Origin of the sequence: Nevskia soli DSM 19509, assembly GCF_000711955.1 — a bacterium.
GTDB classification, from domain to species: Bacteria; Pseudomonadota; Gammaproteobacteria; order Nevskiales; family Nevskiaceae; genus Nevskia; species Nevskia soli.
Genome location: NZ_KL543999.1, coordinates 88,619 through 104,392 on the forward strand (window position 1 = coordinate 88,619; position 15,774 = coordinate 104,392).

A 15,774-nucleotide genomic window follows, 5' to 3' on the forward strand; every position below is an offset into this window, starting at 1 on the left:
GCTGCGCCGCGGGCTGCCGGCTAGGTTTGCGCGTACCTGGTGCGCAGCCGCTTCTTGTCGAGCTTGCCGACGCTGGTCTTCTCCAGCGCCTCCACCAGCAATACCTTGTCCGGGATGCCGTACTTGGAGATCACGCCCTTGTCGACGTAGCCGGCGATATGCCGGCGCACCGCCTCGGGGTCGATGTTGGTCTGCGCTTGCGGCACTACCAGCGCCAGCGGCCGTTCGCCCCATTTGGCGTCGTGCACGCCGATCACCGCCACTTCGCTGACTCCTGGGAACTGCGAGATGATGTCCTCCAGGTCCAGCGAGGAAATCCATTCGCCGCCGGTCTTCACCACGTCCTTGACGCGGTCGGCGATATGCAGGAAGCCGTCCTCGGAGAAGCTGCCGATGTCGCCGGAGTGCAGGGCGCCGCCCTTCCATAGTTCCTCGGACTTCTGCGGGTCGTTCAGATAGCCCTGGGTCAGCCAGGGCGAGCGGAACACGATCTCGCCGGTGCTCTTGCCGTCGCGTGGCTGGGACTGCATCTTGTCGTCCACCGCGCGCACCTCGCAGAACACCACCGCGCGCCCGGCGCGACCGCGCAAGGCCGCCTGCGTGTCGAGATCCTGCTTGAGGTCTTCGCTGGACAGGTGATTGACCACCTGCAAGGGCCCGGTTTCGGACATGCCGTAGCCGGAATAGACGTCGATGCCGCGCTCCAGCGCCGCCTTCGCCAGCCCCTTGGACATGGCCGAACCGCCGATCACCATTTTCAGCTTCGACAGGTCCACGTCCTTGCCGGCCGGGTGGTTGATCAGCATGTGCAGCAGGGTCGGCACGCAGTGCGAATGGGTCACGCCCTCTTCGCGGATCAGCTTGAGCAGCAGTTCCGGCACGTAGCGCCCCGGGTAGATCTGTTTGATGCCGAGCAAGGTCGCGGCGAAGGGCATGCCCCAGCCGTGCACATGGAACATCGGCGTGATCGGCATGTACACGTCCTCACGGTGGATGCGGCCCTGTACCGGCGCGGTGCCGAACCAGGCCAGGATGCCCATGGCGTGCAGCACGATCTGGCGGTGGCTGAAGTACACGCCCTTGGGCAGTCCGGTGGTGCCGGTGGTGTAGAAGGTGGTGGCGCGGGTGTTCTCGTCGAAGTCCGGGAAGTCGTAAGCCGGATCGGACTTCGCCAGCAGCGCCTCGTACTCGCCGGCGAAACTGAGCGGCGATTGCGGCGGCGTGCCGGTATCGTCGATCAGGATGAAGGTCTTGACCGATTCCAGCTTGTCGCGGTTCGCTTCCAGGCAGGGCAGGAATTCGGCATTGACCAGCACCACGTCGGCGCGCGCATGATTCAGGGTGTAGAGGATCTGGTCCGGCGATAACCGGATATTCACCGTCTGCAGCACGCAGCCCATCATCGGGATGGCGAAGAAGCATTCCAGGTAGCGGTGGCTGTCCCAGTCCATCACCGCCACCGTCATGCCCGGCTTCACGCCCAGGCCGCTCAGGGTCGATGCCAGCTGACCGACACGCGCGCGCGTCTGCACATAGGTCTGCCGTCGCTCGTCGCGATACAGGATCTCCTGCTGCGGCGCATTGGCCAGCGGTGTGATCCATAGCTGCTTGATCAGCAACGGAAAGTCGTAGGCGGATGGCGTACGGAAAATCGGGTTGAAGCTCATGCGTGCTCCGATGCGGTGCGTTGTTTCAATGCAGGCTGGCGAGGAATTTTTCGATCTGCGGATTGACCTGGTCGGGGTGGGTCAGGTTCGCGGCATGGCCGCCGCCCTCGATCACCGCCAGTTGTGCCTGCGGCAGGCCTTCGGCCATGGCCTTGGCGCGATCCAGCGAGATCGCCATGTCCAGGTCGCCGTGGACCACCAGGGCCGGTACCTTGATCTGTTCCAGCTTCGATGAAATATCGTCACGTCCGCCGAGGGTCTGGAAGCACTGCAGCAGATTGTGCGCCTTCCAGCCGCGCCACTTGTCCTTCCAGGCGGCGGCGCCGGACCAGTTCTGGCCGAGGATGATCTGCCCGATGGTGTCGGCGATCGGGTCGGGCAGGCCCTGCGCGGCCCAGATGTCCATCATCTGCTTGTAGCCGGGCATCTTGGCTGGATCCTCCGGCAGGGCCTGGGTGTCGATCAGGATCAGCGCCCGCACGATTTGTGGGTGGGTCAGGGCGCAGCGCAGGGACAGGTAACCGCCCTGGGACATGCCGGCCAGCACGGCCTTCCCGATGCCCAGGTGCGCGAGCAGGGCGGCGAGGTCGTCGGCCGAATCGTAATAACTGAATGGCGCCAGCGCATCGCCCGCGGTGCGGCCGTGGCCGCGCTCGTCCCAGCTTATGCAGCGGTAACGATCCCGCAGCGCCGCCACCTGCGGTGCGAACATGCTTTGGTCCATCAGCAGGCCGTGGGAGAACACCACCACCGGGCCCTTGCCGCCGGTGTCCTCGAAATACAGCTTCTGGCCATTGACCTGTGCGTAGGGCATGCGTGTTCTCCTCCAGCTGATTTTGTTATGGGAAGGCGCGATGATTGCCGCGCCTCCTGGTGAGACGAGTCTAGCGCGGATTTCGGCGCTTGCCGCACAACTTTGGATGGGGTTTCAGATCTCTGAATGGCGCCTCAGATCGGCAGGCGATGCAGCCAGCCTGCCTCGATCCAGAACTCCTGCCTGACACCTGCCTCATCCTGGAAGCTGACGGCGATGGTGCCGCAGTCGTCCAGGTCCGTGACGGTCACCACCTTGCCGAGCCAGCCCTCGAAGACATCCTGTTTCTCGACCGGCAAACCGTACAGGTACAGCCGGTCGATATGGGCGAGGGTGGCGCGGTCGCCGACACAGACCATCTGGCCCAGGGCATCGAGCAGATGGTCCGTATGGTTTCCCGCGCGCTTGGCCACGCTGCGTTCGCCGCCGCTGCGGATTGGCGGATTCCTACAGCCCGCCGGCGAGGAAGCCGCCGTCTACCGTCAGCGTGGTGCCGGTGACGTAGCTCGCCGCGTCCGAGGCCAGGAACAGGACGGCCGGCGCGATCTCGGTCGGCTGCGCCATCCGCCCCAGCGGGATCTGCGGCAGCACCGTCTTCAGGATCTGGTCGTTTTTGGTCAGGGCAGAGGCGAATTTGGTGTCGGTCAGACCCGGCAGTACCGCATTGACCCGCACCTTCCACGGCGCGCACTCCTTGGCGAAGGCCAGGGTCATGTTGATCACCGCCGCCTTGGTGATGGAATAGATGCCCTGCATGTTGCCGGGCTTGACGCCGTTGATCGAGGCGATGTTGACGATGGCGCCGCCGCCGCCCTTCTTCATCAGCTTGCTGGCCAGGGCCGACAGCTCGAAGTAGCCCTTGATGTTGACCTGCAGGGTCTTGTCGATCATGCCGGCATCGGTATCCGAGATATGCCCGAAGTACGGATTGGTGGCCGCGTTGTTGACCAGGATGTCGAGCCGGCCGAACTGCCCCGTAATCTCTTCCATCAGGTTCTTCAGCGCCGCGGATTCGCCCTGGTGGGCGGCGATGGCGGTGGCCTTGCCGCCGGCCGCCGTGATCGAAGCCGCCACCTTGTCCAGATCCTCCTGTTTGCGCGAGGAGACGATGACGTGGGCGCCCTGTTCCGCCAGCAGCCGCGCCGTGGCCTCGCCGATGCCGCGCGAAGCGCCGGTGATCAGGGCGACGCGACCGCTGAGATCGAACAGTTTGGTGGACATGGTGGCTCCTCTATTGTTTTGATTGAGGTGGATATTCTAGCTGGGTGCGCCCGCCGCGGTTCTAACCGGCCTGCAGCGTGAAGGGATAGCGCAGCCGCGTTCCTTCGCGAACCGCCCACGGGGTGAGGGTATGCAGTTGCCGGAGCCCTGCGTCGACGATGTGCTGCACCGTCACCTTGCGCACGCTCAAGGCATCGGCGATGAGGGAGCGATGGCATTGGCTGGGTAGCGCCTCGGCGCACATCAGGCTCAGCCTTTTCGTTTGTGCCAGCGCGATCAACTCGGCGAGCTGCGCCTCGAATCCCGAAGTCTGCATATAGTCGGCGTAGCCGCGAAAGCCCTCACTCTCCCACCCATCGTTGAACGAATCGATGCGTGGTTTGCGCAGGCCGCCCAGGCCTGGCATATGGCGATAGGCCAGTCCGGTGGCGGCCAGCGAGTTGCGCAGGGCATCACCGTTGAACTGAGGGTTGTAACGCGAGCGCGGCACGCTGCGCACGTCGACCACTTCCTCGACGCCGTTCTGCCGCAGCAGATCGACCAGTGTTTCCACAGTTCGCGTGGAATGGCCGATGGTGTGGATTTCCATGGCTGGGCCTAGGGAGCCTCTGATCAATTCCAAGCCCTGTCGTTGCCCCCCATTTTGTGCCAGGCAAGGCGCGAGCGACGAAGTGTGCTGAAGCACATGAGGAGCGAGCAACGCAGCCTGGTGCAAAATGGGGGGCAACCCTTCGGGCGGCTTGCCCTTTGACGCAGGGCGGCGTTGCTCGTCGCTCGTGTACATTCAGTACACCACGCTCCTCGCGCCTTGCCCTGCGTCAAAGAGCAAACCGCGGCAGGGCTTGGAATTGATCAGAGGCTCCCTAGAGGGTGGATTTCTGGATCACCCCGTCGGCCACCTGCGCCAGCACCGTGACGAACATGCCGAAGGCCTGGAACCTGGGGTTCCTGGTCTGGCCCAGCTTGTAGCGGTAGTAGATCTGCTGCGCGATCACCGCCAGCCGGAACAGGCCGAAGACATAGTAGAAGTCGTAATTGCCGATCTCGCGCCCGGTCTTTTCGCCGTAGTAGCGCACGATCTCGTCGCGCCTCAGCATGCCCGGCAGGTTGCTGGGCTGCATGCGGATCGTCTGCATCATTTCCGGATCATCCTGTTGCACCCAGTAGGCGAGGGAGTTGCCCAGGTCCAGCAGCGGGTCGCCCAGCGTCGCCATCTCCCAGTCGAGCACGCCGACGATGCTGGTGCCGTCCTCGGGCGACAGCACCACGTTGTCGAAGCGGTAGTCGTTGTGGATGATGCCGGGCCGTGCCGAGTCCGCCGGGCGCTTGGCCTTGATCCAGGCCATCAGTGCTTCGCATCTGGGTACGTCGTCGGTGATGGCCTTCTCGAAGCGCTCGCACCAGCCGCTGACCTGCCGCTCGACATAGCCCGCCGGCTTGCCCAGGTCGGACAGCCCGGCCTGCTCGTAGTCCAGCGTGTGCAGCTTGATCAGGGTGTCGATCAGGTTGAGGCACAGCTGCCGCGCCTGCTCCGGCGCATAGCTCAGGCCCTTGGGCAGGTCGCGGCGCAGGATCACGCCCTGCAACTTTTCCATGACATAGAAGGTGCTGCCGATCAGGCTTTCGTCCTCGCAATAGGCGAGAGGCCGGGGGCAGGGGAAGTGTGGGCTGAGCCGCTGCATGAAGCGGAATTCGCGGCCCATGTCGTGTGCCGACTTGGCCTTGGTGCCGCCCGGCGGACGGCGCAGGATGGTCTCGCGGCCGCCGATCTTCAGCAGGTAGGTGAGGTTGGACGCGCCGCCCTGGAACTGCTTCAACTCGATGGGACCGTCGGCAAGGCCGGGGATCCGGCTTTTGAGGAAAGGCAGAATACGCAGCGGGTCGAAACTGTTCTCGTCGCGGACTGCGCCGGGCTGATCCAGCGGGGCGGTCGACATGCTCAGCCTTCCTCCTCTTCAGAAGCGGGTGCGGATCGCTACTTTAAAAATAAAGCGCAATCCATTGATTATGATTTAATTAATAAAATGATAAGCAGATGTCGGTGAGGTTGCGAGCGTTCTCTTATTCCCAATTGGACTAAGAAAATAACCGGTAACCGCTTTTTCCGCAGTGCAGCAGGCCCTATCATTCGCGACTTCATGAACCTCCATGTTCAAACACCGGCCATCCATGGCCGGACTATTCAATACAGCCATGATACATACTGACACGGTGATTATCGGTGCCGGACCTTGCGGCCTGTTCCAGGTGTTCGAACTGGGTCTGCTCGGCATCAAGGCCCACCTGATCGACACGCTGCCCGAACCCGGCGGCCAGTGCACCGAGTTGTATCCGGACAAGCCCATCTACGACATTCCGGCCCTGCCGGTGTGCGGCGCGCGCGAGCTGATCGAGCGCCTGATGGAGCAGATCAAGCCCTTCGGCCCGACCTTCCACCTCGGTCAGCAGGCCACCGAGGTGCGCAGCTTCGAGGACGGCTCCTTCTACATGAAGACCAGCAAGGGCACCGAGTTCCACACCAGGACCATCATCATCGCCGGCGGCGTCGGCGCCTTCCAGCCGGTCGAGCTGCAGGTGCCGGGCGTGGCCGAACATGTCGACCGCGACCTGTTCTACAAGGTGCGCGATCCCGAGATCCATCGCGGCAAGAACGTGGTGGTGCTTGGCGGCGGCGACTCCGCCCTGGACTGGGCCCTGGCGCTCAAGGACAAGGCCGCCAGCGTGGTGCTGATCCACCGCTCCGACAAGTTCAAGGCCGCGCCGGCTTCGGTGGCCAAGATGCACCAGCTCTGCGAAGAGCTGGAAATGCAGTTCCTGGCCGGCAGCGTCACCGAGCTGCGCAATGCCGAGGATGGCAGCCTGCGCGAGATCCAGGTCACCGGTACCGACGGCGTGGCGCGCCGCCTGGAGCTGGACCACCTGCTGGTGTTCTTCGGCCTGCATCCCAAGCTCGGTCCCATCGCCGAGTGGGGGCTGAACCTGCACAAGAACCAGATCCACGTCGACACCGAGAAGTTCGAGACCTCCACGCCGGGCATCTACGCCGTGGGCGACATCAATTTTTACCCAGGCAAGAAGAAGCTGATCCTGTCCGGCTTCCATGAGGCCGCGCTGGCGGCGTTCGCCATCAAGGCCAGGCTCAATCCGGGGGAGAAGGTGCATTTGCAATACACCACGACCAGCCCGGTGATGCACAAGCGGCTGGGGGTGGATGATCCGTTCGCGGACGAGAAGCGGGCGGCCTGACCGGTACGCAGCGTCATGAAAAACGGCCCGCAAGCGGGCCGTTTTTCGTTGTCACACACAGGGCCGCTTCAACGACCAGCACCTCTATCCCCAGCGTGTCATTCCCGCGCACGCGAGCCCTGAGGCCCAAGCTGCGAACTCCGTTATCCGGCCCTTATCCGCAGGGCTGCGTTGGCGTTGTGTCAGGACAGAGACTCTTTCTGAGTGTCGCTCTCGACCGCGCCGATTGCTCGATGCCAATCCCGAAAGAACAAATGCACACACCACAGCGCGGCAGGTGTCGGAATCACGGCGCAAAGCAGCTCGAACGCTGGCGAAAGCATCCGATGCTGGCTGGCCCATCCGACCGCCGCAAAGAACGGCGCGCCCATCATGGGGACCAGCAACATCCCCTTCGGACGGACCAGTAGCGCCAGTCCGGCCAGCCCCTGTTCCGCCAGCGCCAGCTGCACGTTCCAGCGCACCACCACGATGGTGCTCACCAGGTAGACGCTTGCCACGTAGAACCAGGGCCAGACCTCTTGCTGCCCGACGAAAGAAGTCGCCGCCAGGATCAGCACCGGCGGCAGGATCGCGAACAGGGAATCTCCCAGGGTCGGGATGTGCTTTCTCGAAACGCCGATGTGGGCATAGACGATCCACACCGTCATGGCGGAGGTGCCGTTGGCGAACAGCTGGCTCCAGGTGCGCAGGCTGTCCATGTTCAGCGGCCACAGGTGCATGCGCGCCCGCGCTTCGGTGACGAGGTCCTGGAACACCAGGCCGATCAGCACGCTGACCAGGGTGATGAACAGATTGGGAAATTGTTCCTTCACCCGCTCCGTCAGAGTCTGCGGGGGAGGTGCTGTCCCAGGTTCCCGCTCAGGCTTTTCCGGTGTGTCCATCAGGCTTCCCCGTGCCGATGCCTTTTTTTGCGGCATTGATCCGGGCGACCCCGGCCTTGCCCTAACGATACGTGAACAGGTCCGGGTCCTGCATCACTTCGAGATGGGCCGTTTCGTTGAACCGTTGCAGGATCAGGCCGCGCTTGCCCAGCTTGAATGTGTGCACCGAGGCATTGAGGATTTCCCAGTTGAGGTGGAAAGCCTTGTCGGCGTCGAGATTCAGTGCCGCGCGCAGCGCTGCGGTAATGACGCCTCCGGAGGTAAAGGCGACGACCCGCTTGGCCCCGCTGTCGGCGATGCGCCGCAGACCGTCCATGCAGCGTGCCTGGAAAGCCTCCCAGCTTTCGTCGATGGGCGCCGCGCCTTTGCGCTCGCCGATCCAGCAGGCAATGATCAGGTCGAACAGGCGCTGGAAGGCGTCGTGGTCATTGAACAGGGTCCTGGGATCGACCTGGAACCGGGGGTGTTCCTTGGCTACCAGCGGCAGGTAGGCGCGGATCAACTGGGTGTGGTCGAATTCGTTGAAGGCGGTGTCGATCGCCACCGCGGTATCCGGTGCGTCCATCGCCCCGAAGGCGCGGGTTGCCGTCAGTTTCTGGCGCTCCATGCCGCCGCTCCAGGCGGCATCGAAGCGGCGCCCGCAACGTTGCCAGTACTCTCCCAGCAGCACGCCCTGGCGTTCGCCGAGGGCGGACAGCTCATCGTAATTGCGGGCGCCGAACGAAGCCTGGCCGTGGCGCACCAGGACCAGGCTGGTCACGTGCGGAAGTACTCCGCGCCGCTCAGTGCACGTACACCGGGCCGTGCAGGCCGGTGCCCAGGGTCTTTCCCGACAGGCCGGCCAGTTCCGGCGCCAGGATCAGGGTGTAGCGGCCCGGCTTGGTCTTGAAGAGCAGCATGCGCGCGTTCTGCGGGCTGACTTCCCAATGCCCGGCGGCGGGCTTGCCGCTGCTGTCCAGGATCTGGATGTGGCTGGCAGCCGCGGATACATTGCCGATGTTGTCGGAGAACAGCAGGACGGCGGCTTTTTCGGAAGCGGCTTCACCGGCATAGACCAGGTTGAGCTGGCTGTCCTTCTGCTTGTCGAGCGCCGGCCACCAGGTGGTGATGGCATCGGTTGACTGTTCACCCGGACGTGACTTGGCGGTTGCCTTTGCGGGCGTCGGCGCGGCGTTACTGGATGCGGTTGCGGCCGGTGCGGCGGCGCTGGTGTGCTTGCTCTTCTTCGGTGCGGGCGCGGGGGCGGCCTCTGCCGGTGCGGCTTCAGCCGTGGCGGCCGGTGCGGGCGCTTCGGCCGGTGCAGCCGCAGCGGCGGGTTCTGCGGCCGGCGCGGCCGCCGGCGCCTGGTCGGCGCTGCCCGAGCTCGAACTGCCGGCCGCGGCGGTGTCCGTCGTCGCCGGCGCGGTATCCGTGGCGGGCTGTGCGGGCTGGTTGCTCTGCACCACGGAGGAGGCGACCTGCGTGGCGACCTTGCGGCCGACTTCCTCGGCGATCTTGCGGGCTTCTTCCTCGCTCAGGCCCTGGGCGGGCGCAGCCGGAGCTGCGGCAGCGGTGGCTGCGGTCTCGGTGGAACCCGCCGGCGGCGGCACCGCAGCTCCGGCGGTCGCAGCGGCAGGCGCCTCCTGGTCTGCAGGAGGTGTGGCGGCAGGAGCGGGCGTGGCGTCCGCAGTCGTGCTGAAGACCTGGTCGGGGGTGGTGCCGCCAGCGGCCTTCTGTTCCGCCGTGTTGTGCGGCAACAGCAGGTTCAGTCCGAAATAAACCGCGACCGCGGTGATGACTACGATGATGCCGACACGAGTGAATGTCATTGCAAAAGCCCCCGAAAGCCTGAGTGTCCTGCTACCTGCGTGGTAGGTTCCCGGCCTGCAGCACCCTGAACACGCGGGCATGCAAAGCACTTGTGCCGACCGGTCGGGCGCGACCACAACACGCGCCCTGCGCCTCCTTTACTCGACACCCTGACTTTACCGAAATATCCAGCAAAAATCAGCGACTGGCGGTTTTTTGTTCGACCGGGCGAGCTTGCTGTTGCGCGTGCAGGCGACTCATCGTCACCGATTTGGCCGTCTGTGCAGCGGTACGCGCCGCCACTTCGGCGACCATTTTTGCCATGCGGTCGCGGGCGGCGATATCGGCCGGACTGCGCTGCAGGACCGTATGGACGAGTTTTGGCTTGGCGCCGGCGGACGCGACGAGCGCGGTATAACCCGACACAGCGAGGCTGAGGGCGGCGACGATGGCGCCCATAGTTGTTTTCTTCATGGCGACTCCCTGAGAGCGCCCCCAGTCCGGTCTGTGCCGGATGTATCTACTTAGTATCGTCGAAACGCTTGAAGCAAGACATATGCCGGGGGTGCTGGGCACAGGTCACTCCCGCACTATATAACCGTGGCTGATCAAGGCAACGGGTAAAATTGGCCTCCTATGGCTGCGTAAGGCCTGTTCGCCGGCAGCTCGAAGCACCTCGATATCCCTTCGCAAGTGCCTGATCCACAGGGACAGTTCGCCTCGGCGCCATGGCGCTGTCGCGCGAGGGGCGAGGCTGCGATAATACGCGCCCCCAGGGGGTTGTCGACAGCCGTTTCAGTGCCCATATGGGCTGTCGACAGACCCTTGTCCCCCGAGCCGTTGCAGCCCCCGGAGCACCCATGTCCGATCGGTACCTCGAATTCGCCAATTCTCCCCTCGGCAAGAGCATCGCCACCGCGCTGGGCCTGCCCGCCGCGCCGCGCCTGCGCCGCGCCAAGTCGGGCTATGCCGCCAGGCCCCTGGCCGACCGCGCGGTCCTGCTGGGCGGGGGTAGCCATGGTGAGCTCGCAGCGTCGCTGCTGACTGCGCTCGACGGCGCCGGCGCCACCGTGCAGATCGTCCCCAGCCATCCCGGCCTGCCGCCGATCAAGCACGCCGCCGCGGCTGCCGGCGTCACACTGAAGACCGAGCCGGGCGCGGAGGAGCGCAACAGCGCCGCCTACGCCCTAGTATTCGACGCCACCGGCGTCAACGGCCCCTCCGGCTTGCGCGAGCTGTACGATTTCTGTCAGCCGCGCGTGGGCCGCATTCCGGGCAATGGCCGCGTGCTGCTGCTGTCGCGCGCGCCGGCCGAGAACAAGGATGCGGCGGCCCACGCCGCCAGCCAGGCCCTGCGCGGTTTCGTGCGCTCCCTGGCCAAGGAAGTCGGCAAGAAGGGCATCACCGTCAACCTGCTCGAAGTCGGCGGTGATGCCGACGGCCTGCTGGCCGGGCCGCTGCGCTTCTTCCTGTCGGAGCATTCCGCCTTCATCACCGGCCAGGTGCTGCCGCTGGGCGCGCCGTTCGCCCCGGCCAAGGCCCTGAAGGAATTCGAAGCCCCGCTCGCCGGCAAGGTGGCTGTGGTCACCGGTGCCGCGCGCGGCATCGGCGCCGCCATTGCCGCCACCCTGGCGCGCGAGGGCGCCCAGGTGGTCGGCATCGACCGGCCGCAGGAAGAGGGCGTGCTGGGCCAGACCCTGGCCGCCTTCAACGGCCTCGGCCTGCCGCTGGACATCACCGCCGCGGACGCTCCGGCGCGCATCGCCGAGGAGCTGGAGCGGCGCTTCGGCGGCGCCGATATCGTCGTGCACAACGCCGGCATCACCCGCGACAAGATGCTGAAGAACATGCCTGCCCATTTCTGGGACCAGGTGCTGGACGTCAACTTCGGCGCCATCCTGCGCATCAACGAGAAGCTGCTCTCCGGCGGCCTCAAGGATGGCGGGCGCCTGGTGTGCATTTCCTCCATCGGCGGCATCGGCGGCAACGCCGGCCAGACCAACTACGGCTCGACCAAGGCCGGCGTCATCGGCTACGTCGAGGCGCTGGCGGCTGAAATGGCCCGCCGCGGCGGCGCCATCAACGCGGTGGCCCCGGGCTTCATCGAGACGCAGATGACCGCGGCGATGCCGGCGGTGCCGCGCGAAGTCGGGCGGCGCCTGTCCTCGCTGGGCCAGGGCGGCCTGCCCATCGACATCGCCGAGGCGGTGACCTTCTTCGCCAGCGCGCATGCCGCCGCCGTCAACGGCCGCACCCTGCGCGTCTGCGGCCAGAACTTCTTCGGCGCATGACTCTTTTGGAAAACCCTGCGAAGACGCTGAAGCACATCGCCACGGCGCAGCTGCCCACGCCGTTCGCGCTGTTCACGGTGCAGGCCTACAAGTCATCGGACGGCAAGGAACACCTGGCGATGACCCTGGGCGACCTGTCGGGTTCCGGCAAGAAGGATCCCGTAATCCCGGGCAGGCTGGCGCCGCTGGTGCGGGTGCATTCGGAATGCCTCACCGGCGACGCCCTGTTCTCGCTGCGCTGCGACTGCGGTTTCCAGCTGCGCGCGGCGCTGGAAGCCATCGCCCGCGAGGGCCGCGGCGCCCTGCTGTACCTGCGCCAGGAAGGGCGCGGCATCGGCCTCGGCAACAAGATCCGCGCCTATGCGCTGCAGGATCTGGGCGCCGACACGGTGGAAGCCAATCACCAGCTCGGCTTTCCCGCCGACGCGCGCGAGTATGGTTTGGCGGTCCAGTTATTGCGAGAACTGGGACTTTGCCGGATCCGCTTGATGACCAACAATCCCGCCAAGCTCGATGCCCTGGTCAAGGACGGCGTGGAAGTGGTCGAGCGGGTCGAGGTGGAGCACGGCCGCAACCCGCACAACACCGCCTATCTCGATACCAAGATGCAGAAGATGGGGCACCTGCTGCTCGGCGGCAAGGGCGAAAGCAAACCGTGACCCAGCCCGCCGCGCCCACCGACACGGTTCGCGCGGACCCCCCCGAAAAATCGCGGGGGCTGGTACGGGAACTTGGGGCGCTGGGGCTGTCGACGGTACGCGTGTCGCGCGGCTTCGTGCCGCTGCTCAAGCTGCTTGCCTCGGAAGAGGATGTCGACCGCGCCCAGCTCGGCCTGGTCATCGACCGCGCCTTTGGCGGCCTCTATCAGCATCCGGTGCTGCGCTCCACCGAGCGCATCACCCAGCTGTTGCGCAAGCGGCGCCTCATCCCGGACGAGCAGTCCACCGAAGACCTGATCCGCTTCGTGGTCGAGCAGGTGGTGGCGCGCAGCCCGGTGCCGGTGCCCGAGGCCCTGGTCAACGAGTTCTGGCAGTTCTTCAACGAATTGTTTTCCGCGCCGGAGCTGAAGGGCCTGGGCGAGCTGGGCCTGGACATGGTGCGCCTGGTGCTGCGCTCCTACGAGCCGCTGCTGGTCGAAGTCATCAACCTGCTCAAGGCCGGCAAGCGCTTCAACCAGTGGCAGCTCAACGAGCTGCTCAAGCGCGCCGCGCAGATCAAACATGATGCCGCCATCGTGCGTCGCCAGATCCGCGCCATCCGCTACATCAAGCCGTTCTTCCAGGCCGATCCCAAGGACTTCGGCGCCCAGGCCAGGATCGTCGCGGCGATGGTCAACGAGTTCGGCCCGTTCTTCGTCAAGCTGGCCCAGGTCGCCGCCGCCAACGCCGACTTCCTGCCCGATGAAATCGCGCGTGAGCTGGCGGTGTTCCACGAAGACGTCACGCCGATGAACGCGGACGAGGTCAACGCCGCCTTCATCGAATGCTTCGGCAAGCTGCCGGACAAGCTGTACATGGGCTTCGAGGCGGACAAGCCGCTCAAGTCCGGCTCCATCGGCTCGGTCTACCTGGCGAAGAAGCCCTTCCTCGAAGGGGGCAGGGAAGTACTGCGGCCGATCATCATCAAGGTCGGCCGCCACAACATCGATCGGGAGTTCGCCATCGGCAAGCTGGTCATCGGCCTCGCCATCATGTCGAGTCAGTACTGGGCGCCGCACTCCAAGCTGACGCCGTTCCTGCGCGCGCTGCACGAACAGGTCGATGAGTTCGTCGCCGGCTTCGTCGAGGAGCTGGACTTCGAAGCCGAAGCGCGCAACCACCAGCGTTTCTATCAGCGCAGCCTCAAGGGCCGTCTGTGGCGCGTGCCGGAGTTGTACGGCAGCAGCCGTCGCATCCTCGAAATGGAATATCTGGGCGATGCCCAGAGCCTGCCGCGGGCCCTGGCGCGGATGCCCAAGCGCGAGCGTCGTCGCTTCCAGATCAAGCTGGCGGAGCAGCTGCTGTATACCGTGCTCTATCACGCCTTCGCCTTCCGCGAGATGCACGGCGACCTGCATCCGGGCAACGTCATGGTGGCGCCTGACGGCCGCCTCAACCTGATCGACTGGGGCAACGTCATCGACCTCAACGGCAAGTGGGGCCCGGTGTGGGATTATCTGGCCGGCGCCATCCTGGCCGATACCGAACTGCTCACCGATGCGCTGATCCGCATCAGCACGCAGCCGGAAGTCGACGCCGCGCGCCGCGAGGAAATCCGCATGGCCCTTGACGAAACCCTGCGCAAGAAGAACGTCAGCCGCCTGACCCGCGGCAGCTTCATCGCCGAGGTGCGTCGCGGCGGCCTGGCCGGCCTGCACGCGCGTGGCCAGACCGTGCTGCACCTGATGTCCAACACGCAGCAGGTGGGTCTGGTGCTGAAGCGCGATTACCTGCACCTGTCGCGGGCCCTGTTCGCCCTGGCCGGCAGTATCGGCACGCTCTACGAGGGCGAGCCGGGCCGGCGCCTGGCCATCGACCTGGCCATCGTCGCCCTGCGCCTGCCCGCCACCTTCAGCAGAGAGGTGTTCGTGCGCGAACTGAACGCCGTGCGTGGCCGCCTGGCGCGCCGCTTGGTGCCGCCGGTACCCGCCGCTGTGCCGATGCCCCTGCCGCGGCCGCCATTGTCCAAGGCGCAGCCGGTGCCCGCCCTGATTCCAGGCTGATGCGCTGTATCATCGGCCCGCACACGCTTTCGCCCTGACCAACCCTCATCAATGTTTCTGTATCCGCTTGTCCGCCCGCTGTTGTTTTCGCTCGACGCCGAGCATGTCCATGAAATGACCGTCGCCTGGCTGTCGCGCCATCCGGACATGGCCGGCATGCTGGCCGGTGGCACCGTGGAAGATCCGGTACGGTTGATGGGGCTGGAGTTCCGCAACCGCGTGGGCCTCGCGGCCGGCCTGGACAAGAACGGCGAGTGCATCGAGGCTTTCGATCGCATGGGCTTCGGCTTCATCGAGATCGGCACGGTGACGCCGCGGCCGCAGGCGGGCAATCCGCGTCCGCGCATGTTCCGCCTGCCACATGAACGCGCCATCATCAACCGCCTCGGCTTCAACAATCAGGGCGTGGATGCACTGGTGGCCCGCGCCACCCGCGCGCGCCGCCGCGCGGTCCTCGGCATCAACATCGGCAAGAACGCCGACACCCCGATCGAGCGTGCCGAGGACGATTACCTGATCTGCCTGGGCAAGGTCTACCCGGTCGCCGACTACATCACCATCAATATTTCCTCGCCGAATACCGCCGGCCTGCGCGACCTGCAGCAGTCCGGACGATTCGACCAGCTGCTGCGCAAGCTCACGGACGCGCGCGAGCAGCTCTCCGACCGCCACGGCAAGCGCCGACCCTTGTTGATCAAGATCGCGCCCGATATCGATGACGCCCAGCTCATCGATATCGCGCAGACCGCACGGGAACGGGGCATCGATGGCCTCATCGCCACCAACACTACCATTACGCGCACCGGCGTCGAGCATCGCGCCCTGGCCAAGGAAGCGGGCGGTCTATCCGGCGCGCCGCTGCGGCCACTGGCCGATCGCGTACTGCGCCGCCTGCGCCAGGCGGTGGGTCCGGATTTTCCCCTGATCGGAGTGGGCGGCATCCTCAGCGGGGCGGATGCCGCGGCGCGCCGCGAGGCCGGCGCCGATCTGGTGCAGATCTACACCGGCTTCATCTACCGCGGCCCGGGTTTCATCGGCGACTGCGCCCGCGCATTGCGTCGTTAATCGTTCATCTACAGGCATTAGGCTCTTTTTACCTGTCATTTACATCGGACGAGTGCGAGGCTCGCGCCGCTTCCGTTAGAATGATGGCGCTGCAGGG

Annotated in this window: 15 protein-coding genes; 5 read left to right on the plus strand and 10 right to left on the minus strand. The window is 65.4% G+C overall.

Annotated elements, in window-relative coordinates; translation table 11 throughout:
* Positions 1-20 precede the first annotated feature (20 nt).
* The 6 genes from BP26_RS0124655 to BP26_RS0124680 all read right to left on the minus strand — a co-directional run bounded on the left by BP26_RS0124655 (position 21) and on the right by BP26_RS0124680 (position 5,639).
* On the minus strand, positions 21-1,667 hold the full coding sequence (locus BP26_RS0124655; RefSeq protein WP_029923211.1) for a fatty acid--CoA ligase: 1,647 nt from the start codon (positions 1,665-1,667) through the stop codon (positions 21-23).
* A 25-nt stretch (positions 1,668-1,692) separates the two neighbouring features.
* Entirely contained in the window at positions 1,693-2,481 is a 789-nt protein-coding gene (locus tag BP26_RS0124660; protein WP_029923212.1) for an alpha/beta fold hydrolase, read from the minus strand.
* A 134-nt stretch (positions 2,482-2,615) separates the two neighbouring features.
* A complete protein-coding gene (locus BP26_RS0124665; RefSeq protein WP_029923213.1) occupies positions 2,616-2,894 on the minus strand; it encodes a hypothetical protein in 279 nt (92 codons plus the stop codon).
* A gap of 34 nt (positions 2,895-2,928) precedes the next feature.
* Positions 2,929-3,702 carry an SDR family oxidoreductase gene (locus BP26_RS0124670; protein WP_029923214.1) on the minus strand — a complete coding sequence of 258 codons (774 nt, stop codon included), beginning with the start codon at positions 3,700-3,702 and terminating at the stop codon, positions 2,929-2,931.
* Between the two features lie 61 nt (positions 3,703-3,763).
* On the minus strand, positions 3,764-4,291 hold the full coding sequence (locus tag BP26_RS0124675) for a DUF488 domain-containing protein (RefSeq protein ID WP_029923215.1): 528 nt from the start codon (positions 4,289-4,291) through the stop codon (positions 3,764-3,766).
* Positions 4,292-4,565: 274 nt separating this feature from the next.
* Positions 4,566-5,639: a phosphotransferase family protein gene (locus tag BP26_RS0124680; protein WP_029923216.1), complete on the minus strand. Its 1,074-nt coding sequence runs from the start codon at positions 5,637-5,639 to the stop codon at positions 4,566-4,568.
* A 256-nt stretch (positions 5,640-5,895) separates the two neighbouring features.
* Here BP26_RS0124680 and BP26_RS0124685 point away from each other — a divergent pair, with 256 nt between their 5' ends.
* Entirely contained in the window at positions 5,896-6,948 is a 1,053-nt protein-coding gene (locus tag BP26_RS0124685) for an NAD(P)/FAD-dependent oxidoreductase (RefSeq protein ID WP_211255045.1), read from the plus strand.
* A gap of 182 nt (positions 6,949-7,130) precedes the next feature.
* Here the strand turns inward: BP26_RS0124685 and BP26_RS0124690 are convergent, their stop codons facing one another.
* The 4 genes from BP26_RS0124690 to BP26_RS0124705 form a co-directional block, all read right to left on the minus strand.
* A complete protein-coding gene (locus tag BP26_RS0124690) occupies positions 7,131-7,832 on the minus strand; it encodes a hypothetical protein (RefSeq protein ID WP_157572756.1) in 702 nt (233 codons plus the stop codon).
* A gap of 61 nt (positions 7,833-7,893) precedes the next feature.
* Positions 7,894-8,592 carry a histidine phosphatase family protein gene (locus BP26_RS0124695; RefSeq protein WP_029923219.1) on the minus strand — a complete coding sequence of 233 codons (699 nt, stop codon included), beginning with the start codon at positions 8,590-8,592 and terminating at the stop codon, positions 7,894-7,896.
* 22 nt (positions 8,593-8,614) lie between these two features.
* The gene (locus BP26_RS28070) at positions 8,615-9,640 is read right to left on the minus strand and encodes a hypothetical protein (RefSeq protein ID WP_051749447.1); all 1,026 of its coding nucleotides are present in this window, start codon (positions 9,638-9,640) and stop codon (positions 8,615-8,617) included.
* A gap of 178 nt (positions 9,641-9,818) precedes the next feature.
* Entirely contained in the window at positions 9,819-10,094 is a 276-nt protein-coding gene (locus BP26_RS0124705) for a hypothetical protein (protein ID WP_157572757.1), read from the minus strand.
* Positions 10,095-10,480: 386 nt separating this feature from the next.
* Between BP26_RS0124705 and BP26_RS0124710 the strand changes: the two genes are divergently transcribed.
* Genes BP26_RS0124710 through BP26_RS0124725 form a run of 4 tightly spaced genes read left to right on the plus strand, consistent with a single transcriptional unit; the run spans position 10,481 to position 15,677 of the window.
* Complete coding sequence (locus BP26_RS0124710) at positions 10,481-11,911, plus strand: 3-oxoacyl-ACP reductase (protein ID WP_029923222.1); 1,431 nt, start codon at positions 10,481-10,483, stop codon at positions 11,909-11,911.
* Entirely contained in the window at positions 11,908-12,570 is a 663-nt protein-coding gene (gene ribA / locus BP26_RS0124715; RefSeq protein WP_029923223.1) for a GTP cyclohydrolase II, read from the plus strand. Before BP26_RS0124710 ends, ribA begins: the two co-directional genes overlap by 4 nt.
* The gene (locus BP26_RS0124720; RefSeq protein ID WP_084183427.1) at positions 12,567-14,612 is read left to right on the plus strand and encodes an AarF/UbiB family protein; all 2,046 of its coding nucleotides are present in this window, start codon (positions 12,567-12,569) and stop codon (positions 14,610-14,612) included. Before ribA ends, BP26_RS0124720 begins: the two co-directional genes overlap by 4 nt.
* 51 nt (positions 14,613-14,663) lie before the next feature.
* The gene (locus tag BP26_RS0124725) at positions 14,664-15,677 is read left to right on the plus strand and encodes a quinone-dependent dihydroorotate dehydrogenase (protein WP_029923225.1); all 1,014 of its coding nucleotides are present in this window, start codon (positions 14,664-14,666) and stop codon (positions 15,675-15,677) included.
* Positions 15,678-15,774 lie beyond the last annotated feature (97 nt).